The sequence below is a fragment of the Pseudacidovorax sp. NFM-22 genome, from assembly GCF_021401245.1.
Lineage (GTDB): Bacteria > Pseudomonadota > Gammaproteobacteria > Burkholderiales > Burkholderiaceae_C > Xenophilus.
The window spans coordinates 410,175-436,161 of record NZ_JACBFY010000004.1; the positions used below are offsets into that span (position 1 = coordinate 410,175).

The 25,987-nt window shown below is 67.0% G+C and carries 25 protein-coding genes and 1 other RNA gene; 7 read left to right on the plus strand and 19 right to left on the minus strand.

The window, feature by feature from the left end; translation table 11 throughout:
* Nucleotides 1-96 precede the first annotated feature (96 nt).
* The 4 genes from L0984_RS16760 to L0984_RS16775 all read right to left on the minus strand — a co-directional run bounded on the left by L0984_RS16760 (nt 97) and on the right by L0984_RS16775 (nt 4,358).
* Entirely contained in the window at nt 97-1,332 is a 1,236-nt protein-coding gene (locus tag L0984_RS16760) for an alpha/beta hydrolase family protein (RefSeq protein WP_234194821.1), read from the minus strand.
* A gap of 247 nt (nt 1,333-1,579) precedes the next feature.
* The gene (locus L0984_RS16765; protein WP_234194824.1) at nt 1,580-2,875 is read right to left on the minus strand and encodes a TRAP transporter large permease; all 1,296 of its coding nucleotides are present in this window, start codon (nt 2,873-2,875) and stop codon (nt 1,580-1,582) included.
* Nucleotides 2,868-3,374, minus strand: coding sequence for a TRAP transporter small permease (locus L0984_RS16770; protein ID WP_234194825.1), 507 nt, complete (start codon nt 3,372-3,374; stop codon nt 2,868-2,870). The genes L0984_RS16765 and L0984_RS16770 overlap by 8 nt, the downstream gene beginning before the upstream one ends.
* 15 nt (nt 3,375-3,389) lie before the next feature.
* The gene (locus L0984_RS16775; protein ID WP_234194826.1) at nt 3,390-4,358 is read right to left on the minus strand and encodes a TRAP transporter substrate-binding protein; all 969 of its coding nucleotides are present in this window, start codon (nt 4,356-4,358) and stop codon (nt 3,390-3,392) included.
* A gap of 2 nt (nt 4,359-4,360) precedes the next feature.
* Between L0984_RS16775 and L0984_RS29820 the strand changes: the two genes are divergently transcribed.
* Entirely contained in the window at nt 4,361-4,492 is a 132-nt protein-coding gene (locus L0984_RS29820; RefSeq protein ID WP_255697430.1) for a hypothetical protein, read from the plus strand.
* 17 nt (nt 4,493-4,509) lie between these two features.
* On the opposite strand, the gene L0984_RS16780 is transcribed toward L0984_RS29820, so the two are convergent.
* From L0984_RS16780 to gyrA, 11 genes are all read right to left on the minus strand, one after another.
* Nucleotides 4,510-4,824: a ComEA family DNA-binding protein gene (locus L0984_RS16780; RefSeq protein WP_370646033.1), complete on the minus strand. Its 315-nt coding sequence runs from the start codon at nt 4,822-4,824 to the stop codon at nt 4,510-4,512.
* A gap of 114 nt (nt 4,825-4,938) precedes the next feature.
* Nucleotides 4,939-6,093: a lipopolysaccharide assembly protein LapB gene (gene lapB / locus L0984_RS16785; protein WP_234194827.1), complete on the minus strand. Its 1,155-nt coding sequence runs from the start codon at nt 6,091-6,093 to the stop codon at nt 4,939-4,941.
* Nucleotides 6,083-6,400, minus strand: coding sequence for a LapA family protein (locus tag L0984_RS16790; protein WP_234194829.1), 318 nt, complete (start codon nt 6,398-6,400; stop codon nt 6,083-6,085). The genes lapB and L0984_RS16790 overlap by 11 nt, the downstream gene beginning before the upstream one ends.
* Nucleotides 6,401-6,568: 168 nt before the next feature.
* Nucleotides 6,569-6,859: an integration host factor subunit beta gene (locus L0984_RS16795; protein ID WP_017761062.1), complete on the minus strand. Its 291-nt coding sequence runs from the start codon at nt 6,857-6,859 to the stop codon at nt 6,569-6,571.
* A 60-nt stretch (nt 6,860-6,919) separates the two neighbouring features.
* Nucleotides 6,920-8,629 (minus strand): 30S ribosomal protein S1, encoded by a 1,710-nt coding sequence (rpsA, locus tag L0984_RS16800; protein ID WP_255697472.1) that lies wholly within the window; start codon nt 8,627-8,629, stop codon nt 6,920-6,922.
* Between the two features lie 188 nt (nt 8,630-8,817).
* The gene (locus tag L0984_RS16805; protein ID WP_234194831.1) at nt 8,818-10,827 is read right to left on the minus strand and encodes a bifunctional 3-phosphoshikimate 1-carboxyvinyltransferase/cytidylate kinase; all 2,010 of its coding nucleotides are present in this window, start codon (nt 10,825-10,827) and stop codon (nt 8,818-8,820) included.
* Between the two features lie 95 nt (nt 10,828-10,922).
* Nucleotides 10,923-11,792, minus strand: coding sequence for a prephenate dehydrogenase (locus L0984_RS16810; RefSeq protein WP_234194834.1), 870 nt, complete (start codon nt 11,790-11,792; stop codon nt 10,923-10,925).
* A gap of 10 nt (nt 11,793-11,802) precedes the next feature.
* Nucleotides 11,803-12,924, minus strand: a complete 1,122-nt coding sequence (gene pheA, locus L0984_RS16815) for a prephenate dehydratase (protein ID WP_234194836.1) — start codon at nt 12,922-12,924, stop codon at nt 11,803-11,805.
* A gap of 21 nt (nt 12,925-12,945) precedes the next feature.
* Nucleotides 12,946-14,067: a 3-phosphoserine/phosphohydroxythreonine transaminase gene (gene serC / locus L0984_RS16820; RefSeq protein WP_234194837.1), complete on the minus strand. Its 1,122-nt coding sequence runs from the start codon at nt 14,065-14,067 to the stop codon at nt 12,946-12,948.
* Nucleotides 14,068-14,097: 30 nt separating this feature from the next.
* Complete coding sequence (locus L0984_RS16825) at nt 14,098-14,712, minus strand: DUF2059 domain-containing protein (protein WP_234194839.1); 615 nt, start codon at nt 14,710-14,712, stop codon at nt 14,098-14,100.
* Entirely contained in the window at nt 14,709-17,357 is a 2,649-nt protein-coding gene (gene gyrA, locus L0984_RS16830) for a DNA gyrase subunit A (protein ID WP_234194840.1), read from the minus strand. Before gyrA ends, L0984_RS16825 begins: the two co-directional genes overlap by 4 nt.
* A gap of 230 nt (nt 17,358-17,587) precedes the next feature.
* Here gyrA and ompA point away from each other — a divergent pair, with 230 nt between their 5' ends.
* The 4 genes from ompA to ssrA all read left to right on the plus strand — a co-directional run bounded on the left by ompA (nt 17,588) and on the right by ssrA (nt 20,148).
* Nucleotides 17,588-18,247 carry an outer membrane protein OmpA gene (ompA, locus tag L0984_RS16835; protein WP_043113615.1) on the plus strand — a complete coding sequence of 220 codons (660 nt, stop codon included), beginning with the start codon at nt 17,588-17,590 and terminating at the stop codon, nt 18,245-18,247.
* Between the two features lie 99 nt (nt 18,248-18,346).
* Nucleotides 18,347-19,075, plus strand: a complete 729-nt coding sequence (gene ubiG, locus L0984_RS16840) for a bifunctional 2-polyprenyl-6-hydroxyphenol methylase/3-demethylubiquinol 3-O-methyltransferase UbiG (protein WP_234194842.1) — start codon at nt 18,347-18,349, stop codon at nt 19,073-19,075.
* Complete coding sequence (locus L0984_RS16845) at nt 19,072-19,749, plus strand: HAD-IA family hydrolase (RefSeq protein WP_234194844.1); 678 nt, start codon at nt 19,072-19,074, stop codon at nt 19,747-19,749. The genes ubiG and L0984_RS16845 overlap by 4 nt, the downstream gene beginning before the upstream one ends.
* A 13-nt stretch (nt 19,750-19,762) precedes the next feature.
* Nucleotides 19,763-20,148: a transfer-messenger RNA gene (gene ssrA / locus L0984_RS16850) on the plus strand.
* A 165-nt stretch (nt 20,149-20,313) separates the two neighbouring features.
* On the opposite strand, the gene L0984_RS16855 is transcribed toward ssrA, so the two are convergent.
* Nucleotides 20,314-20,499 (minus strand): hypothetical protein, encoded by a 186-nt coding sequence (locus tag L0984_RS16855; protein WP_017757035.1) that lies wholly within the window; start codon nt 20,497-20,499, stop codon nt 20,314-20,316.
* Between the two features lie 255 nt (nt 20,500-20,754).
* Here L0984_RS16855 and icd point away from each other — a divergent pair, with 255 nt between their 5' ends.
* Entirely contained in the window at nt 20,755-22,020 is a 1,266-nt protein-coding gene (icd, locus tag L0984_RS16860) for an NADP-dependent isocitrate dehydrogenase (RefSeq protein ID WP_234194846.1), read from the plus strand.
* 145 nt (nt 22,021-22,165) lie between these two features.
* Entirely contained in the window at nt 22,166-22,663 is a 498-nt protein-coding gene (locus tag L0984_RS16865) for a YciE/YciF ferroxidase family protein (RefSeq protein WP_017757033.1), read from the plus strand.
* Between the two features lie 177 nt (nt 22,664-22,840).
* Here the strand turns inward: L0984_RS16865 and L0984_RS16870 are convergent, their stop codons facing one another.
* Genes L0984_RS16870 through L0984_RS16880 form a run of 3 tightly spaced genes read right to left on the minus strand, consistent with a single transcriptional unit; the run spans nt 22,841 to nt 25,911 of the window.
* Nucleotides 22,841-23,881, minus strand: coding sequence for a VWA domain-containing protein (locus L0984_RS16870; RefSeq protein ID WP_234195049.1), 1,041 nt, complete (start codon nt 23,879-23,881; stop codon nt 22,841-22,843).
* Between the two features lie 14 nt (nt 23,882-23,895).
* Nucleotides 23,896-24,894 (minus strand): DUF58 domain-containing protein, encoded by a 999-nt coding sequence (locus L0984_RS16875; RefSeq protein WP_234194847.1) that lies wholly within the window; start codon nt 24,892-24,894, stop codon nt 23,896-23,898.
* A complete protein-coding gene (locus L0984_RS16880) occupies nt 24,895-25,911 on the minus strand; it encodes an AAA family ATPase (RefSeq protein WP_234194849.1) in 1,017 nt (338 codons plus the stop codon).
* Between the last annotated feature and the right edge of the window lie 76 nt (nt 25,912-25,987).

The window sequence follows — 25,987 nt, forward strand, 5'->3', positions numbered from 1 at the left end:
GCGGGGCGCCGCCTCCCCGTAGGACTTTTTCAAGTTCCTTCAGGCCTCGCGATGCCGCCCTTCGGCGGGCGCGCCGGAGGCCCTATCAGCGCCGGCTCAGCGTCCGGTATCGAACCAGGTCTTCCACTGCGGCACGGCGGTGGCGAAGGTGCCCCGGTGCGTGGTCTTGCCCGTGGAGACGGCGTGGACCATGGGATTGCCGGCGCCCTGGGCCTCGGCATAGGTCTGCGCCATGCGGCCCACGCCGACACTGATGGCTTCGTCGGTCTCGCCGTAGTAGTTGCGCACCGGCGACTTGATCACCCAGCGGTACGACTGCGTGGCCGCGATCAGCTTGCCGAAGGCGGAATCGGCGAAGTACTGCGGATCGAAATACTCGGCCTTGAGCAGCTTGTGCAGGTCGGTCGGGACGTCGGACGGGTTGAAGGGCTGCCGCTCGTAGGCCTTGCGGGCGACCTCGTAGTAGGACTCGTTGAACAGCGAGCGGGCCATTCCCGGCACGCCGTAGTAGTTCTCGTAGGCGAACGCGGACAGGATGAAGATGCTGTTGAGCCAGACCGCGTCGTAGGAGCGCGGGAAGCTGAGGAAGCCGTTCATGGCCGCGCCCAGGTCGAGCGGGGCGCTGGCGGTTGCGGCGCCGTCCACCTTCACGCCCGAACGTTCCAGCTTCTCCAGGAAAGCCATCGTGACGAAACCGCCCTGCGACCAGCCCGCCAGGTAGAGCTTGTTGGACTGGCGGCCCAGGTCGGTCATCACGCCCTTTGCCGCTGTGAGGAAGTCGAAGCAGGCCTGCTGGTGGCTGGCCTTGACCATGTAGCCCTCGGGTTCCGTCGAGATGCCCATGCCGAAGTAGTCCGCGCCGATGAGGGCATAACCCTGCCCAGCGAACTGGGCGATCATCAACTGGGTTTCGGGCGATTGCTCGGGAAAGCCGGGCACTTCCTGGCGGCCATAGACGGTGCCGTGCTGGTACGAGACCACCGGCAGCGTGGTGGCCGCCGTGTCGGGCAGCGCCAGCAGGCCGGAGGCGCGGATCGGCTTGTTGCCCTTTTCGGGCACCACCGAGTTGTAGCTGATGCGGTAGAGCTTGACCCCCGTGCGGGCCGGTGTGTAGGACACCGTGACGCCGGCGAATTTGGGCGTATCAGTGGTCAGGATGGCGTTGAGCCGGTTCACGTCCCATTGGCCGATCAATTCGTACTGCACATCGCCCGCAATGGTCTTGGCGGAAGGGGCGGCTGCGGCTGCCGCCGGTGCCTGCGCGTGGACGGGCAGCGTGGCCGTGGCGGCCACGAAGCCGGCCACCAGCAAGGGCTTCAAGAACTTGAACATGGGATCCTCCTGTTGGACGTGATGGCGCCCGCAAGGCGGCGCCGCTGGCCACATTCAGCCGCGGGGGAGAGACGGCCCAGACCCGGCCTCGTCGTGCTCAGGTTGCGCCCAACCCTCCCAACTTGTTTCTGAATGTGAAATCTCTTAACTAGAAGTTAAGAGCGTAGTCCAAGGAACGCATGCCAGCAAGGTGGGCTGCCGGGTGCTGCGGCGAAGCCGCAACAGGCGCGACCGCCGCTGCCCTGGTCTACATCTGGCGAGGCAGCCAGGTGACCAGCGCCGGGAAGGCATAGATGATGAACACGGCCAGCACCATGAGCAGGAACATCGGCAGGGTGACCCGCGCGATGTAGAGCAGGTCCTTGCCGGTCATGCCCTGCAGCACGAAGAGGTTGAAGCCCACGGGCGGCGTGATCTGCGCCATCTCCACCACCACCACGATGAAGATGCCGAACCAGATCGGATCGATGCCCGCCGCCGTCACGGTGGGCATGATCACGCCCATCGTCAGCACCACCATCGAGATGCCGTCCAGGAAGCAGCCCAGCACGATATAGAACACGGCCAGGCTCAGCACGAGCTGGAAGCGGCTGAGACCGAGCGAGCCGATCCATTCCGCCAGGTGGCGCGGCAGGCCGACATAGCCCATGGCCAGCGTCAGGAAGGCGGCGCCGGCCAGGATCAGCGCCATCATGCAGTAGAGGCGGGTCGCGCCCAGCAGCGAATCCTTGAAGGTCTGCCAACGGAGGGAGCCCTGGGCGGCCGAGATCGCCAGCGCGCCCAGCACGCCGACGGCAGCTGCCTCCGTCGCGGTGGCGAAGCCGGCGTAGATCGAGCCCAGCACCGCGAGGATGAGCAGCGTCACCGGGATCAGGCTGCGGGAGGCGGCGAGCTTCTCGGCAAAGCGCATCCGGCCGTCAGGCGCGGGCACCTGGTCCGGATGCAGCAGGGCCCAGACCGCGATGTAGCCCGAGAACAGCAGCGCCAGCAGCACGCCCGGCACGACGCCGGCGATGAACAGGCGGGCGATCGACACATCCGCCGCCACGCCGTAGACGATCATGATGATCGAGGGCGGGATCAGCAGCCCCAGCGTGCCCGCGCCTGCCAGGGTGCCGATGATCATGTTCTGCGGATAGCCGCGCCGGCCGAGCTCCGGCAGGGTCATCTTGCCGATGGTGGCGCAGGTTGCGGCGCTGGAGCCCGAAACGGCCGCGAAGATCGCGCAGCCCACCACATTGGTGTGCAGCAGCCGTCCGGGCAGGCGCTGCATCCAGGGCGACAGGCCCTTGAACATGTCCTGCGACAGCCGTGTTCGGAAGAGGATCTCGCCCATCCACACGAAGAGCGGCAGCGCGGTGAGCGTCCAGCTCGACGCAGAGCCCCAGATCGTCACGGCCATGGCGTCTCCCGCCGGGCGGGAGGTGAAGAGCTGCATGGCGATCCATGCCACGCCCGACAGCGTCAGGCCGATCCAGACGCCGCTGCCGAGGATGAGGAACAGCGCCAGGATCAGCAGGCCGGCAATGCCGAGGTCACTCATGGCGCAGCATCTCCCCGTCGGACTGGCGCACGCGTCCGCGCCACTCCAGCACGCATTCGTCCAGCGCCGCGATGGCGAAGGTGACCGTGCCGATCGCCATCGCCAGCTGCGGCAGCCACAGCGGCGTGGCGTCATTCGAGGTGGACATGTCGTTGAACTGGTAGGACTGAAGCACCAGCCGCACGCTGTAGAAGGCGAAGAGGGCGGCCAGCGCCGCGCTGGCCAGTGCCGCCCAGCGCTCCAGCCAGCGGCGCGGCGTGACGCCCATGGCCGTGAGCACGAGCGTCACGCGGATGTGCTCGCCCTTCTTCAGCGTGTGGGCCAGCGCCAGGAAGCCGGTGCCGGCCATCAGGTAGCCGGCGTAGGCATCGATGCCCGGCACGTTGAAGTGCAGCTGCCGCGCGAGGATGGAGGTGAGCACCGCGAGCAGCAGGCCCACCATGGAAAGCGCCGCCAGGCCGGCGGCGGCGTCGTAGAGGGCGTCCAGGGCCTTTCGCATCGCCGGTGCCGGACGTCACATCTTGCGGTAGGCGTCGAGCACCGCCTGGCCGTCTGCGCCCGCCTTCTCCGACCACTCCTTGATCATCGTGTCGCCGACCTTCTTCATGTCGGCCTTGAGTTGGGGCGACGGCACGTGGATGGCCATGCCGTTCTTCTTGAGCAGGTCGAGGTATTCCTGCGTCTTGGCCTTGGAGACCTCCCAGCCGCGCTTCTCGGCGTCGGCGCCGGCCTTGAGCAGGGCATCCTGGGCGGGCTTGTCCAGCGCATCGAAGGCCTTCTTGTTCACCAGCACGGCGTTCTTGGGCAGCCAGGCCTGGGTGTCGTAGAAGTTCTTGATGTACTCGTAGGTCTTGGTGTCGTAGCCCGTGGAGCCCGAAGACATGTACGACTCCACCACGCCGGTGGCCATGGCCTGCGACAGCTCGGCCTGCTGCACGGTCACGGGCTGGGCACCCACCAGCTCGGCGATGCGTGCGGTGGCCGGGCTGTAGGCCCGCCACTTCACACCCTTGAGGTCGGCGGCCGAGGCGATGGGCTTGTTGATGAAGATGCCCTGCGGGGGCCAGGGCACGGTGTACAGCAGCACGATGCCCTGCTCGGCGAGCTTCTTGGAGAGCACGGGCTTTTGTGCCTGGTAGAGCTTCCAGGCAGCGTCGTAGCTGTCAGCCAGGAAGGGAATGCCATCCACGCCGAAGACCTGCCACTCGTTCTGGAAGTTCACCAGCAGGATCTCGCCCATCTGCGCCTGGCCGCCTTGCACCGCGCGCTTGATCTCGGGTGCCTTGAACAACGAGGCGTTGGAATGCACGGTGATCTTGAGCTTGCCGGCCGTGGCCTGGTCCACCTCGCCTGCGAACTTGGCCAGGTTCTCCGTGTGGAAGTTGCTCGGCGGATAGGCCGTGGGCAGATCCCACTTGACCTGGGCGGACGCGGCGGTCGCGAGAGCCAACGTGGCCAGGGCGAGGCTGGACTTGAACTTCATGAATGAACACTCCGACTGTTGTTGAAGATCTGGAAATCCAGGATACGTGCAAATATCAGGCCACCGGCTGGGGGTTTGTCTGGCCGCATGCGGTGCGGAAACGACAAGGCCGCCCGAAGGCGGCCCTGGTCTGAGCGACGTGGCCTTGTTCCTATTTCTTCTTGCTGGCGGCTTCCCTGCCCGGGGCGCCGGCACCGTCGAAGGGCTTGCCGCCCACGGTCATGCCGGCGGCCGACAGCTTGGCGGCGGACTTGCTCTTGATGCCCTTCACCCGGGCCATGAGGTCGGACCAGTCCTTGAACTCCCCCTGCTTGCGCGCGTCGACGATGCGCTGCGACATGGCCGGACCCACGCCGGGCAGCGCGTCGAGCTCGGCGGCGCTGCCCTTGTTGACATCGACGGCGGCGAAGGCGCCCAGGGCCGACAGGCCCAGCACCAGGGCTGCGACGAGCTTCTTGATCATCATGAATTTCCTCCTGAATGTGATTGGAATGCGCTGCGCATTGCGCGCAGCCCGACCATCAGAATTCAGGCGGACGGAAGCTGTCAATGCATCCAGTGCCGGCGCGCGTGAAGCGCGTCACAGTTCCTCGACGCGACGGGGCGGATAGCTGTCCCAGGCCTGGCAGCCCGGGCAGTGCCAGAAGTACTGGTGGGCCTCGAAGCCGCAGGCGGCGCAGCGGTAGCGCATCTGCGGGCGGGCCACCTGGTCCAGCGCGCGCTGCACCGGCGGATGCGTGCGTGCATCGTCGCGCAGGGTCTCGCCGGCCAGCCAGCGGGAGGCGGCGAGCAGAGAGCCCGGCTGCCGGGCCAGGTGTTCCAGGTAGCGGTCGCGTGGCGCGTCGCCGCCGGCGGCTTCCAGCGCCATGAGGGCTTCGAGCACATCGATGGATGGCTCGGCTTCGTAGCGTGCCCGCAGCAGGTCTGCGGCCGCCGCCTGTTCGCCGGCGGCCTGTGCCGCCTGCTGCAGCGCGGCCGCGTAGAGCGGAAGGGCCAGCGGCGCCGTGCGGCTGAGTCCCGACAGCGTGGTCCAGGCTTCAATGGACCGTCCCTGACGCAGTTGCAGTGCCGCGGTGTCGATGGCCGGGCGGGGCGCGTCGGGCGCGAGCTGTGCCGCCTGCTGGAGCAGGCGCAGCGCCGCGTCCGCATCGCCGCGGGCGCTGTGCTCCGCCGCCTGCTCGCACAGGTGATGGGCACGCCGGGCGGCGTAGCTCGCCTGGTCGGAGGCATCGAGCTTGGTCGCCACGGCCTCGGCCTGCGCCCATTCGCGCGAGCGTTCGTAGATGGCGAGGAGGGCGAGCCGGGCCTCGTTTTCGTAGCGCGTGCCTTCCAGCTTCTGGAGCGCCGTCTCGGCCCGGTCGAGCAGGCCGGCGCTCAGGAAGTCCTGCGCCAGCGCATGCTGGGCGCGGTCGCGGTCGGCGCGGTTAAGGTCGGCCCGCGACAGCAGGTGCTCGTGCACGCGTACCGCGCGCTGGTACTCGCCCCGGCGGCGGAACAGGTTGCCCAGGGCGAAGTGCAGTTCCTGCGTGTCGGGGTCGTTCTGGACCGCCTCGATGAAGGCATCGATGGCCTGGTCCTGCTGTTCGTTGAGCAGGAAGTTCAGGCCGCGGAAATAAGCCTTGGGCGCCTGCCGGTTCTCGAAGCGCAGTTGGCGCAGGTCCAGGCGCGAGGCCAGCCAGCCCAGCACGAAGGCCAGGGGCAGGCCCAGCAGCAGCCAGCTCAGGTCAAAGTCCATGGCGTCGGGCGTGGGAGGGTTCTGCCACCGGGGGCGGGGTCAGCGGCACATCTGCCACACCGTCCGGGGGCGCCGGCGGCTGGCGCAACGCAGCGGCCGCCGAGCGATGGCGCCACCACCCGGGCAGCATGCCGAGCGCACCGACCACCAGGCCGGCGGCGAAGGCTGCGAGCACCACCAGCACCAACGGCCCGCGCCAGGAGGTGCCGAAGAAGAAGTGCACGGTGGTCTCGTGCTGGTTGTTCAGCGCGAAGGCGAACAGGGTAAAAAAAATGGCTGCCTTGAGCAGCCACAGGAGGTATTTCATCGCCAGGCCACTCCGGTGCGAGCTGCGGTCCGGTAAGGGGGCAGCGGCCACACGAAGCAGGGCGCGTGAAGGCAATATCTCGTCATGAAGGTCCCGATGGCGGGACGATTCTAAGTAGGAGGCCTGGGCCCATCCGCCCCCATCAAGGACGAAGGGCCGAGGCCTGGCTCATGCCTCGCTCGAACGGTCCACGGCTTCGCGCAGGGCCTTGCCCGGCTTGAAGTGCGGCACGCGCTTCTCGGGGATCTGCACGCTTTCGCCCGAACGCGGGTTGCGTCCCAGGCGAGGCGGGCGGCGGCTCACCGAAAAGCTGCCGAAGCCGCGGATCTCGATGCGATGCCCCCGCACCAGCGCGTCGCTCATGGCGTCAAGAATGGTCTTGACGGCCTGCTCGGCATCGCGGTGCGTGAGCTGCGCAAAGCGGGCGGCGAGTTCTTCGACCAGATCGGAACGTGTCATTGCTGGCACACGGCGGGCCAGGACGCTTGCGCGTCCACGGCCTGCCGCGATCCGGGTCGATTACTTGTCGCTGCCGTCCAGCTTGGCACGCAGCAGGGCGCCCAGGCTGGTGGTGCCGGCGTTCTCGCGGGCCGACTGCTGGCTCAGGCTGGCCATGGCTTCCTGCTGGTCGACCATGTCCTTCTGGCGGATCGACAGCTGGATGCTGCGGTTCTTGCGGTCCACGTTGGTGACCACGGCCGTGACTTCGTCGCCTTCCTTCAGCACGTTGCGGGCATCTTCCACGCGGTCGCGGGAGATTTCCGAAGCGCGCAGGTAGCCGACGACGTCGCCGCCCAGGTCGATCTCGGCGCCCCGGGCGTCCACGGTCTTGACCTTGCCGGTCACGATCTGGCCCTTGTCATTGACGGACGAGAAGGTGGTGAACGGGTCGCCGTCCAGTTGCTTGATGCCCAGGCTGATGCGCTCGCGGTCCACGTCGACGGCCAGCACGATGGCTTCGACTTCCTGGCCCTTCTTGTAGTTGCGGACGGCGGTCTCGCCGGCTTCGTTCCACGACAGGTCGGACAGGTGCACCAAGCCGTCGATGCCGGCAGCCAGGCCCACGAACACGCCGAAGTCGGTGATCGACTTGATCGGGCCCTTGACGCGGTCACCGCGCTTGGTGTTCTGCGCGAACTCTTGCCACGGGTTGGCCTTGCACTGCTTCATGCCCAGGCTGATGCGGCGCTTGTCTTCGTCGATTTCCAGGACCATGACTTCCACTTCGTCGCCCATGGAGACGATCTTGTTGGGAGCCACGTTCTTGTTGGTCCAGTCCATCTCGGACACGTGCACCAGGCCTTCGATGCCCGGCTCGAGTTCGACGAACGCGCCGTAGTCGGCGATGTTCGTGACCTTGCCGAACAGGCGCGTGCCTTGCGGGTAGCGGCGCGACACGCCCAGCCACGGGTCGTCGCCCATCTGCTTGAGGCCCAGCGAGACGCGGTTCTTCTCGGTGTCGAACTTGAGGATCTTGGCGGTGATTTCCTGGCCAGCCTGAACGACTTCGCTCGGGTGGCGGACACGGCGCCAGGCCATGTCGGTGATGTGCAGCAGGCCGTCGATGCCGCCGAGGTCGACGAAGGCACCGTATTCGGTGATGTTCTTGACCACACCGCGGACGATGGCGCCTTCCTTCAGCGTCTCCATCAGCTTGGCGCGCTCTTCGCCCATCGAGGCTTCGACCACGGCACGGCGCGACAGCACGACGTTGTTGCGCTTGCGGTCGAGCTTGATGACCTTGAACTCCATCGTCTTGTTTTCGAAGGGAGTCAGGTCCTTGATCGGACGGGTGTCGATCAGCGAGCCCGGCAGGAAGGCGCGGATGCCGTTGACCAGCACCGTGAGGCCGCCCTTGACCTTGCCGCTGGTCGTGCCGGTGACGAATTCACCGGATTCCAGGGCCTTCTCGAGCGCCAGCCACGAAGCCAGACGCTTGGCCGTGTCGCGCGAGAGGATGGTGTCGCCATAGCCGTTCTCGACGGAGCCGATGGCCACGGAGACGAAGTCGCCAGCCTGGACTTCGAGTTCGCCCTTGTCGTTCTTGAATTCCTCGATCGGCACGTAGGCTTCGGACTTCAGGCCGGCATTGACCACGACGTGGTTGTGCTCGACGCGGACCACCTCGGCGGTGATCACTTCGCCCGCGCGCATTTCGGAACGCTTCAGGGACTCTTCAAAGAGGGCGGCAAAAGATTCGGACATTGAGTTTCCTTCCGGTCTTTCCAGGTTTCCAGCCGCCCCTGCAACATCGCGTGCGGCTGTTTCTATGACTGGAACCGGTGGTTTGGGCAGTGAAGCCCGGGGGTTTGAGGTTGAACAACCAGCAGGCCGGTGCGCTGACGCGCGAGAGGAGCCTGACTGGAGCGATAGGCGCACCCGGCCGGGGGCCGGGGCGCCGAGCCCGACGAACGCGCTTAATGCGTCTCGAAGGGCTGCACCTGCCGCCACCAGTCCAGTACCTGCTCGACCGACTGATCGATGCTGAGGAAGGAGTTGTCCAGGAGGCGGGCGTCCTGCGCGGGCTTGAGGGGGGCGACGCTGCGGTTCGAATCGCGGGCGTCGCGCGCTTCCAGGTCCGCGCGAAGGTCGGCGAGTATAGCGGGAATCCCTTTGGAAATCAATTGCTTATGCCGGCGCTCGGCGCGGTGCTCGGCACTGGCCGTGAGGTAGACCTTCAGCGGCGCGTCGGGAAAGATCACCGTGCCCATGTCGCGGCCGTCGGCCACAAGGCCGGGCAGGCGGCGGAAGCTGTGCTGCAGCTCGGTGAGGGCCGTCCGTACGCTAGGCAGGGCAGACACGCGCGAGGCGTCCATGCCGGCCGCCTCGGTGCGGATGGCGTCTGTCACGTCCTCGTCGCCGAGCAGCACACGGCCGGCGTCGAAGCGCAGGGGCAGGGCGCGGGCGAGGGCGGCGATGGCTGCCTCGTGGGACGGTTCCGGCTCCAGGCCGGCGCGCCGCGTCGCGAGGCCCGCCACGCGGTAGAGCGTGCCCGAGTCCAGGTAGTGGTAGCCCAGGCGCAGCGCCAGTTCGGCCGCCAGCGTGCCCTTGCCCGAGGCGGTGGGGCCGTCGACGCACAGTACCGGCACCTCGTCCGCCGCGACTACGGAGAACAGCGTCTCGAAATAATCGGGGAAGGTCTTGGCGACGCATTTCGGATCGAGGATGCGCACCGGCCGGCGGTCGGGGTTGAAGGCGGCCAGCGAGAAGCACATGGCGACCCGGTGGTCGTCGTAGGTGTGGATGGCGGCCGGCTTCCAGCCGCCGGCGGGCAGGGGCTGCACGACGATGAAGTCCGGGCCGGACTCGACGATGGCGCCCAGCTTGCGCAGCTCGGCCTCCATGGCGTCGATGCGGTCGGTTTCCTTCACGCGCCAGCTGGCGATGTTGCGCAGCCGGCACGGGCCGTCGGCATACAGCGCCATCACGGCCAGCGTCATGGCGGCGTCGGGGATCGCATTGCAGTCCAGGTCGATGGCCTTGAGCGGCCAGGCGCCGCGGCGCACTTCCAGCCAGTTGGGGCCGCTGTCCACCTGTGCGCCCATCTGCCGGGCGGCGTCGATGAAGCGGATGTCGCCCTGGATCGAATCGGCGCCCACGCCTTCGATGCGGATGCCGTTCGCGCCCGGCAGCGGCGCGGCCAGCGCGCCCAGGCCGATGAAGTAACTGGCCGAGGAGGCGTCCGCCTCCACATGGATGCGTCCGGGCGTGACGTAGCGGCTGCCCTGCGGGATGGTGAAGCGGCGCCATTCCTCGCGCTGCACCTGGATGCCGAAGCGGGCGAGCAGGTTGAGCGTGATCTCGATGTAAGGCTTGGAGATCAGCTCGCCCACCACCTCGATCACCACGTCGCGGCTGCCGGCCGCCAGCGGCAGGGCCAGCAGCAGCGCGGTGAGGAACTGGCTCGACACGTCGCCGCGCACGCGGATCGGCGTGTCGAGCTGCAGGGCCGAGAGCTGGGCCGGGCGGATGCGCAGCGGCGGGTAGCCGGGGTTGCCCAGGTAGTCGATGGGGCAGCCCAGTTGCACCAGCGCATCGACCAGGTCGCCGATCGGGCGCTCGTGCATGCGCGGCACGCCGCGCAGCTGGAAGTCGCCGCCCAGCAGCGCCAGCGCCGCCGTCAGCGGCCGCATTGCAGTGCCGGCATTGCCCAGGAACAGGTCGGCCTGCCGCTGCTTCACCTGGCCGCCCAGGCCCTCGATGCGCAGCACCGCGCCGTCACGGGTGAGGGTGCAGCCCAACTGGGCCAGCGCATCCAGCATGACGCGGGTGTCGTCCGAATCCAGCAGGTCGTGGATCTCGGTCGTGCCGCTGGCCAGTGCAGCCAGCAGAAGCACGCGGTTGGAGATGCTCTTGGAGCCGGGCAACCGCACGGTGCCGCCGGCGCCGGCCAGCGCGGGAAGGTCGAGGAACTCGGTGGCGTACATGGAAGAAGCAGATGAAGGAGGGCCGCGGGAATCGGGGACTCAGCGCTCGAACGCAGGGGCGACAAGGATCACCATCGGCCGACGCGCGCGTGCGCTCAGTGAGAGAAGGCGGGCTTCAGGGCGGCGCGGGCACGGCTGGCCCGGCCGATGGCATCGCTGAGGCCGCTCGCGTCGCCGGCGGCGATCTGCGCCTCGAAGTCCGCCAGCGTCTCGCGGAAGGCGCGCGATTGACGCAGGACTTCCTCGCGGTTGGCCAGCAGGATGTCGCGCCAGACGGCCGGATCGCCGGCGGCGATGCGCGAGAAGTCACGGAAGCCAGGGCCCGCCAGTTCGAGCCAGCGGGCGCCATTGGGTTGCTGCGCGACGGACTGCATGAAGGCGAAGGCCAGCAGGTGGGGCAGATGGCTCACCGCCGCCAGGGCTGCATCGTGGCTTGCTGCGTCCATCGTCAGCACGCGGGCGCCGATCCGGCTCCAGACCTCGATGGCGCGCTGCACCTGCTCGGCGCGCGAGCGTTCGGTGGGCGTGAGGATGACATGCCGGCCCACGAACAGCGCGCCTTCGGCATGCTCGACGCCTGCGACTTCCTTGCCGGCGATGGGGTGGGCGGGCACGAAGTTGCCAGCTTGGTGCTGCAGCGCGCGAAGGCCGGCCTGCACCACGTCGCCCTTGGTCGAGCCCACGTCCATCAGCAGCGTCTGCTCGCCCAGGCCGTGGCGGATGGCGCTCAGCGTCGACTCCGTCGCGGCCACGGGCACCGCCAGCACCACGAGGTCGGCGCCCGCGACCGCCTGCAGGGCGGAAGGCGCCCCGGTGTCGATCACGCCCAATTGGCGCGCGCGCTCGGTGGTCGAGGGCGACTTGCTGTAGCCGACGACCCGGCGCACCAAGCCCGCTTGGCGCAGCGCCAGGGCAAAGGAGCCGCCGATGAGGCCACAGCCGATCAGGCCGAGTTGCTGGAACATCCTCGAAATCTCAGGCCTTGACTGGATAGGCGCCGATGATCTTGAAGAAGGCGCACAGGCCGCGCAGTTCGGCCAGGGCGGCGGCCACGTTCGGCTGGCTGGGATGGCCGTCGAGGTCGATGTAGAAGTAGTACTCCCACTGGCCGGTGCGGGCGGGGCGCGACTCGAAGCGCGTCATCGAAACCTTGTGCTCCTTCAGCGGCACGAGGAGGTCATGCACCGCACCCGGCTTGTTGGGCACCGAGACCACGAGGCTGGTCATGTCGCGTCCCGAGGCCGGCGGCATCGCCAGCGTGTGCGGCAGGCAGATGATGGCGAAACGCGTGCGGTTGTACGGATCGTCCTGGATGGCATGGGCCACGATGTGCAGGCCGAACTGCGTGGCGGCACGTTCGCCAGCGATGCCGGCCCACGCCGGGTTGGTGGCCGCCAGGCGGGCGCCTTCGGCATTGCTGGAGACGGCGCGCCGCTCGGCCTTGGGCAGGTGCTTGGACAGCCACCCATGGCACTGGGCCAATGCCTGCGGATGGGCCATCACCACCTCGATGTCGTCCAGCGAGTTGCGGCTGCACAGGAGGTTGTGGCGCACCAGCAGGCTGACCTCGCCGACCACATGGGCGGGCGAATGCAGGAACAGGTCGAGCGAACGGGCGACGGCGCCTTCGGTGGAGTTCTCCACGCCCACCACGCCGTACTGCGCGCTGCCGGCGGCCGTGGCGTGGAAGACTTCGTCGAAGGTGGCGCAGTACACCAGGTCGGCCGCGCCGCCGAAGTACTCGATGGCGGCTTGTTCGCAGAAGGTGCCCTCCGGGCCCAGCACCGCCACGCGTTGGGGCGATTCGAGTGCGAGGCAGGCGGACATGATCTCGCGCCAGATTGCTTCGACGTGCGCGCCCTTGAGCGGCCCGGGGTTGTTGCGCTTGACCTTCTCGATGACCTGCGCGACGCGGTCAGGCCGGAAGTAGGGCGTGCCCTCGCGCTTCTTCACCTCGCCCACCAGTTCGGCCACATGGGCGCGCTGGTTCAGCAGGTCGAGCAACTGGGCATCCAGCGCGTCGATGCGCTCACGCAAGGGCGCAAGGCTGTCGGCGGCGGAGGAAGAAGAGGGGGGAGGGGATTGGTGAGCGGTCATCGAGCGGACTCACGCCTGTGTTCAGGCGTGCAGGCGCTCGAATTCTCTCATGTAGGACACAAGTGCCTGAACGCCTTCCAGCGGCATGGCGTTGTAGATGCTGGCGCGCATGCCGCCCACGGACTTGTGGCCCTTGAGCTGCAGCAGCCCGGCCGCCTTTGCGCCTGCCAGGAAGGCTTCGTTGCGCGATTCGTCGGCCAGCAGAAAAGGCACGTTCATGCGCGAGCGGCAGGCCGGATCGACCTTGCTCACATAGAAGGCCGATGCGTCGATGAAGTCGTACAGCAGACTGGCCTTGGCGATGTTGCGCGCCTCCATGGCAGCCACGCCGGTGAGCTCGCCTTCCTTCTGCTGCAGCAGCCACTGGAAGGTCAGGCCCGCCATGTAGATGCCCCAGGTCGGCGGCGTGTTGTACATCGAGTCGTTCTCGGCCACGAGCTTGTAGCTGAAGGCGCTCGGGCAGATGGGCAGGGCGCGGTCGAGCAGGTCTTCGCGCACCACCACCAGCGTCAGGCCGGCGGGGCCGAGGTTCTTCTGGGCACCGCCGAAGGCCAGGCCCACGCGGCTCCAATCCACGCTGCGCGATGCGACATGCGAGGAGAAGTCGATGACCAGCGGCGCGTCGCTGCCGAGGGCCTTCAGGTCGGGCAGTTCCTGGAACTCGATGCCGTTGATGGTCTCGTTGGAGCACAGGTGCACATAGGCGGCATCCGGACTCAGCGACCACTGGGCGGCTTCAGGAATCGCCACATGGCCGCCTTCGGCATTGGTGGCGGCCGTGCGCGCCTTGCAATAGCGGCCCGCCTCCTTGAGCGACTTGGTGCTCCAGCTGCCGGTGACCACGAAGTCGACCGTGCCGCCGCGCGAGAGGTTCAGCGGCACGATGGCGTTCTCGCCCAGCCCACCGCCCTGCATGAACAGGATTCGGAAGTTGGACGGAACCGCCAGAAGTTGGCGGAAGTCGGCCTCCGCCTGCCCGATGATCTCGCCGAACTCCTTGCCGCGATGGCTCATCTCCATCACGCCCATGCCGCTGCCGTGCCAGTCGAGCATCTCCGCTGCCGCGCGGGACAGCACGGCTTCCGGCATGGCGGCCGGGCCGGCGGAGAAGTTGTAAGGACGGCGTGGGGCGGCGGGTGTCATTCGGCGGCGGGCGGAGACGCGGGCGGGGAGTTACTTCTTGGCGGGGGCCTTGGGTGCGGCGCTGCCGCTGGTGCCGCTGCTGCTTGCACCGTTGCCCTTGGCCGCACCACCATCGGTGGGCGCGCCCAGGGCCTTGGCGACGTTGGTGTCCAGGGCGCGCAGCTTGGGCTCGACCGACGTGCGGGTCTCGGCCACCAGCTTCTCCGTCAGCGCGTTCTGCAGCTGCGGATTGAGTTCCTGGTATTTCTTGCTCACCGGCGAGCTGACCCAGGCCACGAGCTGGCGCATCTCTTCTTCGTTGAAGTTCTGGTCCAGCACCGGCGTCAGGGCCGCGGGAGCCAGTTGGACGGCCTTGTCGCGCACCAGCGGATAGGCGTCGTCGAAGTACTTCTTCAGTTCGGCGTCGGCGGCCTTGCCGGCGGCTTCGCGCTTGGCTTCGGGCACTTGCGTCTGCAGGTAGCCGGCACCCGCGCGGGCGATCGGCAGGCTCGACTCCTCGACCAAGCCGCGCGCCAGCGCTTCCACGCCCGGACGCTGCAGTTCGATGAACTGCTTGATGAGGGCAGCCTTGTCCTGTGCCCAGGCGCCGGAGACGGCTGCGGCGAGCGTGGCGCCGATCAGGGCGGTCTTGATGTGTTTGTTCATTGGGGGTTCTCCTGGGATGGGTTGGCGCTGTCGTCGGCTTCCTCTGCCTCGACGGCGGCGTTGGCGTCGTTCTCGACGATGCGCTGCAGCCCGCTGAGCTTGGCGCCTTCGTCGAGGTTGATGAGCGTGACACCTTGCGTCGCGCGGCCGAGTTCGCGGATTTCTGATACGCGTGTACGTACCAGCACGCCCTTGTCGGTGATGAGCATGATCTCGTCATCCACATGCACCAGCGTGGCGGCCACGACCTTGCCGTTGCGCTCGCTCTGTTGAATCGCGATCATGCCTTTGGTTCCCCGGCCGTGGCGGGTGTACTCGGTGATGCTGGTGCGCTTGCCGTAACCGTTCTCGGTGGCGGTGAGCACGCTCTGCGTCTCATCCTCGGCCACCAGCATGGCGATCACGCCCTGGCCGTCCTCCAGCATCATGCCGCGCACGCCGCGGGCATTGCGGCCCATGGGGCGTACGTCGTTCTCGTCGAAGCGCACGGCCTTGCCACCATCGGAGAAGAGCATCACGTCGTGCTTGCCGTCCGTCAGGGCCGCGCCGATGAGGTAGTCGCCATCATCCAGGTCGACGGCGATGATGCCGGCCTTGCGCGGGTTGCTGAATTCGTCGAGCGCCGTCTTCTTGACGGTGCCCATCGACGTGCCCATGAAGATGTAGCGGTCGGACGGGAAGTTGCGCGTGTCGCCGGTCAGCGGCAGCACCACGGTGATCTTCTCGCCCTCGGCCAGCGGGAACATGTTGACGATCGGTCGGCCCCGCGAATTGCGCGAGCCCGAAGGCACTTCCCACACCTTGAGCCAGTACAGCCGCCCGCGGTTGGAGAAGCAGAGGATGTAGTCGTGCGTGTTGGCAATGAAGAGCTGGTCGATCCAGTCGTCTTCCTTGGTGGCGGCGGCCTGCTTGCCGCGCCCGCCGCGCTTCTGCGCCCGGTATTCCGACAGTGGCTGGCTCTTGATGTAGCCACTGTGCGAGAGCGTGACCACCATGTCGGTGGGCGTGATCAGGTCTTCGGTGGAGAGATCCTGCGCGCTGTATTCGATCTCGCTGCGGCGCGCGCCCAGCTTGGTCTGGCCGAACTCTTGCCGCAGGGCGCCGAGTTCCTCGCCGATGATGACCGACACGCGTTCGGGCTTGGCCAGGATGTCGAGCAGATCGTCGATCTCGGCCATCACTTCCTTGTACTCGGCGACGATCTTGTCCTGCTCCAGGCCGGTCAGGCGCTGCAGGCGCATCTGCAGGATTTCCTGCGCCTGCGTCTCGGACAGGCGGTAGAGGCCGTCGCCCATCAGGCCGTAGATGCGCTCCAGGCCTTCGGGCCGGTAGTCGTCGGCATTGATGGTGCCGCCGTCGGCGCGCGCGCGGGTGAGCATCTCGCGCACCAGCTTGCTGTCCCACGAGCGGGTCATCAGCTCGGCCTTGGCCACCGGCGGCGTGGGCGACTCGCGGATGATGCGGATGAACTCGTCGATGTTCGCCAGCGCGACGGCCAGGCCTTCGAGCACGTGGCCGCGCTCGCGTGCCTTGCGCAGGTTGAACACCGTGCGCCGCGTCACCACCTCGCGGCGGTGCTGCAGAAAGACCTGCACCAGGTCCTTCAGGTTGCACAGCTTGGGCTGGCCATCCACCAGGGCCACCATGTTGATGCCGAAGGTGTCCTGCAGCTGCGTCTGCTTGTAGAGGTTGTTGAGCACGACCTCGGGCACTTCGCCGCGCTTCAGCTCGATCACCAGGCGCATGCCCGACTTGTCGGACTCGTCCTGGATGTGGCTGATGCCCTCGAGCTTCTTCTCGTGCACCAGCTCGGCCATGCGCTCCTGCAGCGTCTTCTTGTTCACCTGGTAGGGCAACTCGTCGACGATGATGGCCTGGCGCTGGCCGCGGTCGATGTCCTCGAAGTGGCACTTGGCCCGCATCACGACCTTGCCGCGGCCGGTGCGATAGCCTTCCTTGACGCCGTTGATGCCGTAGATGATGCCGGCCGTCGGGAAGTCGGGCGCTGGCACGATTTCCATCAGGTCGTCGATGCTGGCGTCGGGGTGGCGCAGCAGGTGCAGGCAGGCGTCCACCACCTCGTTCAGGTTGTGGGGGGGAATGTTGGTGGCCATGCCCACCGCAATGCCGCCGGAGCCATTGACCAACAGGTTGGGCAGGCGGCTGGGTAATACCAAGGGCTCTTTTTCGCTGCCGTCGTAATTGGGGCCGAAATCGACGGTTTCCTTGTCGATATCCGCCAGCATTTCATGCGCGATTTTTGCAAGGCGAATTTCGGTATATCGCATCGCCGCCGCACTGTCGCCATCGACCGAGCCGAAATTGCCCTGGCCATCGACCAGCATGTGGCGCATGGAGAAATCCTGCGCCAGACGCACGATCGTGTCGTAGACCGACTGGTCGCCATGCGGGTGGTACTTGCCGATGACATCGCCGACGATACGGGCCGACTTCTTGTAGGGCCGGTTCCAGTCGTTGTTGAGCTCGTGCATCGCGTACAGCACACGGCGATGCACGGGCTTGAGGCCATCTCGCGCGTCGGGCAGGGCGCGCCCGACGATCACGCTCATCGCGTAATCGAGATAGCTGCGCCGCATCTCCTCCTCGAGGCTGATGGGCAGGGTTTCCTTGGCGAACGATGTCATGAGGCGGCAGCAGGTCGGCGGGCGAAACGGCGGATTTTACGTCGCCCGCGGTGTCGCGAGACAGCAACACAAGTGCGGCTTTCCGTTGCAGTCCTACGCCGGCCGGGGCGGGCGCGCCCGGTTTGAGAAAGACCCTATGGCACAATGAACTCCAGCGTTTTGGGTGGTGGTCACTTGAGACGTCCTTGTTTCGCGGCTGCGGCTGCGGCTTTTTCCCCAAGAGGAGAACCATGAAGAAACTGAATAAAGTGGCGATGATGTTTGCAGTCGCTGCGCTCGCCACGGCCGCCGGCGCGCAGACCAAGGTCACCGCCGCGAACGGTGGTCCCGTGATCGACAACTGGCAGAACGGCACTGGCGAGCTGGTCTGGAAGAACGGCACCAACGAACTGTGCTGGCGCGATGCCAACTGGACCCCCGCCACGGCCGCCGTGGGTTGCGATGGCGCTCTGGTTACCGCTGCCCCGGCTCCCGTTGCTGCGCCCCCGGCCGCCGTGACGCCGCCCGCGCCGCCCGCACCGCCGGCCGTTGCCGCTTCGAAGGTCACCTTCGCTGCCGACGCCTTCTTCGACTTCGACAAGTCGGTCCTGAAGCCGGAAGGCCGCGCCAAGCTGGACGATCTGGTCTCCAAGATCAAGGGCATCAATCTGGAAGTCATCATCGCCGTGGGTCACACCGACTCCATCGGTACCGATGCCTACAACCAGAAGCTGTCGGTGCGCCGCGCTGAAGCCGTGAAGGCCTATCTGGTCTCCAAGGGCATCGAGCGCAACCGCGTGTACACCGAAGGCAAGGGCGAGAAGCAGCCCGTCGCCGACAACCGTACCAAGGAAGGCCGCGCCAAGAACCGTCGCGTGGAAATCGAAGTGGTCGGTACCCGCGCCAACTGATTTCGATCAGCCCGCTGAAAACCCCGCCTCGGCGGGGTTTTTTTATGGCCATTCCTCGTATCCGGCCGATGGCTTCGACGCGAACTCCATAATTCAACGATGACGGCAACTCATCCCAACGCAGATCCGGCCGAACTGGCCAAATTTTCTGAACTGGCCCACCGCTGGTGGGATGTGGACAGCGAATTCCGCCCCTTGCACGAGATCAATCCGTTGCGGCTCGAATGGATCGAGGGGCAGGTGTCTCTTGCGGGCAAGCGCGTGCTGGACGTGGGCTGTGGTGGCGGCATCCTCTCGGATGCCATGGCGCGTCGCGGCGCCGACGTCCTGGGCATCGATCTCGCGGGCAAGGCGCTCAAGGTCGCGCAATTGCACGCCCTCGATGCAGGCACCCAGGGCGTGCGGTATCGCGAAGTGGCGGTGGAGGCGCTGGCCGAAGAGGCTCCCGGCAGCTTTGATGTCGTCACTTGCATGGAAATGCTGGAGCATGTGCCGAAGCCGGCTTCAGTGGTGCAGGCCTGCGCCAAGCTGGTCAAGCCTGGTGGATGGGTGTTCTTTTCCACCATCAATCGCAATGCCAAGGCGTTCATGCTGGCGATCGTGGGCGCGGAGTACGTGCTGAACATGCTGCCCCGGGGAACCCATGAGTACGCCAAGCTGATCCGGCCGGCGGAGCTTGCGGCGCACTGCCGGGCGGCATCGCTGACGATCGATCATTCGCGGGGGCTCCAATACAACCCGTTGACCCGCCGTTACTGGCTCAATGACGACGTGAGTGTCAACTACATGCTGGCAGCGCGGCGCGCGGTCGAGGCGGCCGGCGCATGAGCAAAGTGCCGTGGGCGGACATTCAGGCGGTCCTGTTCGATCTCGACGGCACCCTCGTCGACAGCGCGCCCGAACTGGGTGCGGCCGCTGATCGGATGCGGGTCGAACGGGGCATGGCCTCGCTGCCGCTGAGCGCCTACCGGTCCATGGCTGGCGCCGGTGCGCGGGGCATGCTGGGTGTGGCATTCGGGTTGCGACCCGAGGACGCGCAGTTCCCTGAACTGAGGGAGGAGTTCTTCAAGAACTATGAAGCGCTCATGCTCGATGGCACCCATGCTTTCGAGGGCGTCGAGGCACTCATCACCCAACTCGGCGCTCGTCGCCTGCCCTGGGGTGTGGTCACCAACAAGGCCAGCCGCTTCACGGTGCCACTGACTGGGAGCATGCCGTTGTTCCGCACAGCACAGGCGATCATCAGCGGGGACACCACGCCGCATTCGAAGCCGCATCCGGCCCCGTTGCTCGAGGCGGCACGACGCATGGGGGTCGACCCGGCTCGCTGCGTCTATGTGGGCGATGACCAGCGAGACATCGTCGCAGGCCGGGCTGCTGGCATGAAGACGGTTGCCGTCGCCTACGGCTACCTTGGCGCGGAGGCCGATGTCACCCTCTGGGAGGCGGATGCGGTGATTTCTTTGCCCCTCGACCTCTTGCAATGGTTGCCGTCGGCCTAAAATGAACGGTTCTGGGGCTGCATTGGTTTCGACGTGGGTTCGGGACCGCAGTGGTGCATGTCGAGCTGAATGTGCTCGTAAAACAGATTCAAACAAACTAACTGCAAACGACGAACGTTTCGCACTCGCAGCCTAATCGCTGCGAGCCTTGCAACAGTCGGCCGATGGGCTGGGCAAGGGGGCGTTAGAGCAATCTGACGCCTCCCGGCTGCAAGGTTAATCACATTGGCTGGCAGCGGTCCGGGTACCTTGGGCCGTTGCGAGATCTAAGGGTGCTGGCTGTCGGCAAAGCGTGCGTCTGCGCGTTGCCGGTGGCGAGATCCAAAACAGAGCGCTAAACATGTAGATCTGCGCGGCGAAGGCTTGCGGACGGGGGTTCAAATCCCCCCAGCTCCACCACACATCAGCGTTGCTATCGCCAACGCCCTCCGAGCCCGGACTGCGAGCAGATCCGGGCTCTTTTCTTTGACGCCTGCCTTGCCGCAGCCTGTGGGACAGAGCGCTCGGCGAGCCCACAAAAAAGCCCGGCGGAGCCGGGCTTTCGTGCATGCGCTGATGCAGCGTTCAGGCGGCCTTGACGCTCTTCTTGGCCTTGGCCTTGTGAGCGACCTTGTGCTTGGTGGCCTTCTTGGTGTGCTTGGCCGAGGCGGCCTTCACGGCCGGCGCGTCGGTCGGCGCAGCGGCGGGGGCCTGGGCGAAGGCGCCGGTGGCGATCAGACCGGCGGTGGCGAAAGCGAGAAGCTTCTTCATAAGAACATCCTTTGGGATTGACGGTTTTTGGGACTGCCTTGATGAGCACTCAGCCATACACGGGATCGTGGCCGGCTGCTTGTAAAACGGCGCAGACGCGATCCGGTTGACGGCGCCGGTGAACATCGCGCGGGTAGCCCCATGCGCCCCGTCGCCTGGAGGGCCGCGTCTAGAATTCCTTACCACGCCGGCCCATCCGCGGCTGAGCGCGACCGTTGTCGTACGAAGTGGCGCTTCTTCCACCCAAGCTCATCCATGTCCAGCTACCAGCACATCCAAGTCCCGGCGGAGGGCCGGAAGATCACCGTCAATGCCGACAACACGCTCGACGTGCCGGATCACGTGATCATCCCCTTCATCGAGGGCGACGGCGTCGGTCGCGACGTGACGCCGGTGATGCTCAAAGTGGTGGATGCGGCGGTGGCCCAGGCCTATGGCGGCGCCCGCAAGATCCACTGGATGGAGATCTATGCTGGCGGCAAGTCCACCCAGCTCTATGGTCCCGACGTCTGGTTGCCTGACGAAACCCTGGCTGCGGTGCGCGACTACGTCGTCTCGATCAAGGGGCCGCTGACGACGCCCGTGGGCGGCGGCATCCGCAGCCTGAACGTCGCGCTGCGCCAGCAACTCGACCTGTATGTGTGCCTCCGCCCGGTGCGCTATTTCAATGGCGTGCCTTCGCCGCTGCGCGAGCCGAGCAAGACCGACATGGCCATCTTCCGCGAGAACTCGGAGGACATCTACGCCGGCATCGAGTACGAGGCCCGCTCCGAAAAAGCGCAGAAGCTGATCCGCTTCCTGGTCGACGAGCTCGGCGCCAAGACCATCCGCTTCCCCGAGACCTCGGCCATCGGCCTCAAGCCGGTATCCATCGAAGGCACGGAGCGCCTGGTGCGCAAGGCCATCCAGTACGCCATCGACAACGACAAGCCCAGTGTCACGCTCGTGCACAAGGGCAACATCATGAAGTTCACCGAAGGCGGCTTCCGCGAATGGGGCTATGCCCTGGCGGCGCGCGAGTTCGGCGGCCAGCCCATCGACGGCGGACCGTGGCTGCGGGTCAAGAGCCCGAAGACCGGCAAGGACATCGTCATCAAGGACGTGATCGCCGATGCCTTCCTGCAGCAGATCCTGCTGCGGCCGGCCGAGTACTCGGTGATCGCCACGCTCAACCTCAACGGCGACTACATCTCCGACGCACTCGCGGCGCAGGTGGGCGGCATCGGGATCGCACCGGGCGCCAACATGTCCGACACCGTGGCCATGTTCGAGGCCACACACGGCACGGCGCCCAAGTACGCGGGCAAGGACTACGTCAACCCGGGCTCCAGCATCCTCTCGGCCGAGATGATGCTGCGCCACATGGGCTGGAAGGAGGCGGCGGACCTGATCATCCGGGCCATGGAGTCCGCGATCCAGAGCAAGCGGGTCACCTATGACTTTGCACGGCTGATGGATGGTGCGACGCAGGTGAGCTGCTCCGGCTTCGGGCAGGTGATGATCGACGCCATGGCGGAGTGAGGGCGGCCGCCGGATGCGCCGCACGTTGCTGCGGCGCGTACGGCCTTCACCGCGCGGGGCGCACGCCTCCCCGCGACGCTTCCTACAGCAGTCCTGGAGCGGCATGAGAGGGTAGGGGCTCCATCGTTTGCCAAGGAGCCTCCCCATGCCCATGAAGACCGTCCAGGACCTGTTCATCCACGACCTGTCCGACACCTACAGCGCCGAGAAGCAGATGACCCGTTCGCTGCCGAAGATGGCGCGCGCGGCGACCAATCCCGAGTTGCAGGCCGCCTTCGAAGCCCACTTGGAAGAGACACGCGCGCAGGTCGAACGCATCGAGCAGGTCGCCGAGCAGTGCGGCTTCAAGCTCAAGCGCATCAAGTGCGAGGGCATGGAAGGCCTCATCGAGGAAGCCACCTCGCTCATCGATCAGATCGAAGCCGGTCCGGTGCTCGATGCGGCGCTCATCGCCTCGGCGCAGAAGGCAGAGCACTACGAAATCGCCGGCTACACCTCGCTATGCTTGGTGGCGCAGAAGCTGGGCTTCCAGGAGGCGGTCTCGCTGCTCAAGGAGACTTTGGGCGAGGAGCAGGCCACGGACCAGCGGCTGGGCACGTTGGCGGAGGCGATGCAGATCGACGAGGCGCAGGCTGCCGCCTGATCCGGCGCTCTCCCGCGTCTTGATGCCCCGCCGCCCGCCTTGACACGTAAGGGCGCATCTGCGCCCTCAGTCAGACCCAGGAACGAAACCCCGCCAGCGCGGGGTTTCGTGCTTTCTCCCGTGGGCCTGCAGAGGACTCGGCGCTGACCAGCCTCGGCCGGCCCGCCCCTGGCAGGCTTACAGAATCCGGTTGAACCACAGCAATGACAGGCCCGCTGCCAGCAGCGAGAGGGCGGCCGCTGCGATGGCGAAAAGTGCGGAGACCTCGGTTTCCTTCTTTTCGACTGTGAGGCGCGAGCTGAGGGTTTCGTAGACCTTGTGCAGATCCTGCGCGGTGCCGGCGTAGAAGTACTCGGCGGCCGTCCGGTTGGCGACCGCCTTGAGCGTCTCCTCATCCAGGCGCACGCGCATCGACCAGCCTTCGAAGCCGATGGTTTCGCCATCCACCGTACCCACCCCGACTGTGTAGACGCGCACCCCCCGATCGGCCGCGGCCTTGGCGGCGTCCAGCGGATCGACGCCGGTGGTGCGCTGGCCGTCGGTCAACATGATGATCGCGGCCGACGAGTAGGAGCCCGGCGCGACGGGCTTGAACGGCTCGGCCGGCTTGCGGCCCGCGCGATCCAGCGAGATGCCCTGCTGTCGGCTTTGCGGCCCGAAGTCGGCGATGTCGATGCCGGCGTCTGGAAACAGCGTGGCCAGCGACACCACGATGGCATTGCCCGTGGCGGTGGCCCGCTGCAGTTGGAAGGAGTCGATGGCCGCCACCAGTTCGTCACGGCTGGTGGTGGGCAACTGCGCCACGTTCGCGCTGCCGGCGAAGGCCACCACGCCCACCTTGACGTTGCGCGGCAGGTCCTTGATGAAGGCCTTGGCGGCTTCCTGCGCCGCCACCAGGCGGTTGGGCTTCACGTCCTCGGCCCGCATGCTGCCCGACACGTCCATCGCCAGGATGATGGTCTGCTGGTTGGAGGGCAGCGTGATCACCGCCAGCGGGCGGGCCGCGGCGAGCAGCATGGCCGTGATCGCCAGCAGGAAGAGCACGGGCGGCAGGTGCCTGCGCAGCGACTGCCGGGCGCCCAGCGCCTCGCGCACGATGGACAGGCTGGCATAGCGCACAGCCAGCTTCTTCTTGCGCCGGATCAGCCACACGTACAGCAGCACGAGCGCGGGCACCAGCAGCAGCAGCCACAGGAACTGCGGCCAGAGGAAGGTCAGGGGCAGCGTGGCATTCATCGCAGTTCTCCAGCCCGTCGTGGCGGGGCGCCGGTGGCGCGCACCCGGCGACGGCGCATGTCGGCAAATCGGACGATGGCTTCGACCAGATCGTCGGCGGTGGAGAGTTCCAGCGCATCGACGCCGGCGTTGGCCAGGGCCTCGCGCAGGGCGTCCTCGCGCTCGGCGGCGAGCCTGGCGAAGCGGCGGCGGAAGGCCGCGTCGTGGGTGTCAACCCAAACCTGCTCGCCGGTTTCGGCATCGGCCAGCGGCACCAGGCCCAGGTCGGGCAGCTCACGCTCCAGGGGGTCGAACAGGCGCACGGCCACCACTTCGTGGCGCTGAGCCAGGCGGGCCAGCGGCTTCTCCCAGCCGGGCTCCGTGAGGAAGTCGGAGACGACGAAGACGGTGCTGCGCCGGGGCATCAGTCCTGCGGCCGACTGCAGCATGTCGGCCAGGCGCGTCATGCCGCGGTGGGGCGCCTTGGCGTCCGCTGCGGCATGCGCACGGCGTTCCATCTCGTGCAGCAGCCGCAGCACATGCGTTCGGCTGCTGCGCGGGGGCAGCACAGCCTCGAGGTCGTGGCCATAGACGAGCGCCCCCACGCGGTTGCCATGGCGCGTGAGCAGCCGCGCGAGCACGCCGACGAAGCCGGCCGAGATCTCGCGCTTGGCGCGCGGGCCGGAGCCGAAATCCACCGAGCGGCTGAGGTCGAGCACAAACCAGGCGGCCATCTCCCGGTCTTCGGTGAAGACGCGCACGTGCGGCACCTGCTGGCGCGCGGTGACGTTCCAGTCGATGTGGCGCACGTCGTCGTGCATCTGGTATTCGCGCAGGTCGGCCAGGTCCAGGCCGGTGCCGCGCATCAGCGTGCGGTAGTCGCCTTGCAGCAGGCCGTCGAGGCGGCGGATGACGGTCCACTCCAGCCGCCGCAGCAGGCGGTCGGCTGCCCCGGCCTCGGGAGCCGGGTCGTTGGCCGCCGGCGCGGCGGCGGGCTTGCGGCGCCACAGCTTCATTCAGGCCACCAGCTTGTCGTGTTCGAGCGGCCGCGGCGGCGCGGGCACGGCGCGCATGATCTTCTCGATCAGCAGGTCGGGCGTGAGGCCTTCGGACAAGCCCTCGTACGACAGCGTCACCCGGTGGCGCAGCACATCGGGCACCAGGTCGCTCATGTCCTCCGGCAGCACGTAGGCCCGGCCGCGCAGCATGGCGAGGGCGCGTGCGCCTTCGGCCAGGCCGATGGTCGCGCGCGGGCTGGCGCCGAAGGTGATGAAGCGGCGCGTGTCCTTGAGGCCGAACTTCTCGGGGTCGCGCGTGGCCGAGATCAGCTTGACCGCGTACTGGATCAGCGACGGGTCGACATACACCTGCCGAGACTGGGCCTGCAGCGCCGCCAGCTGCTCGATGGTGGCCACCGGCGCGGCCTCCAGCTTCTCGCCGATGACACGCTGGACGATGACGAACTCCTCGTCGTCGGTGGGATAGTCGACCAGCACCTTCATCATGAAACGGTCCACCTGGGCCTCGGGCAAAGGGTAGGTGCCTTCGGTCTCGATGGGGTTCTGCGTGGCCATGACCAGGAAGGGGCGCGGCACGCGGTGGGTTTCACCGGCGATGGTCACCTGGCGTTCCTGCATCACCTCCAGCAGCGCGCTCTGCACCTTGGCCGGCGCGCGGTTGATTTCGTCGGCCAGCAGCAGGTTGGCGAAGACCGGGCCGAGCGAGGTGGAGAAGTCGCCGGTCTTCTGGTTGTAGATGCGCGTGCCCACCAGGTCGGCCGGCACCAGGTCGGGCGTGAACTGGATGCGCTTGAAGCTGCCGCGCATGGTCTCGGCCAGCGTCTTGACGGTGAGCGTCTTGGCGAGGCCCGGCACGCCTTCCACCAGCAGGTGGCCGCCGGCCAGCATGGCCACCATCACGCGTTCGAGGAAGCGGTCCTGGCCCACCACCACGCGCTTGACCTGGTAGAGGATCTGTTCCATCAGCTCGGCGGTGGTGGCGGCGGTGTCGGGCAGGGCGGTCGGTGTGGTCATGAGGCTTCCGGTGGACGGTCGGTAGGCGGCGGTCTGTGGATGGGGCAATCACGATGCCAGCCGCACGGGCTGGTGC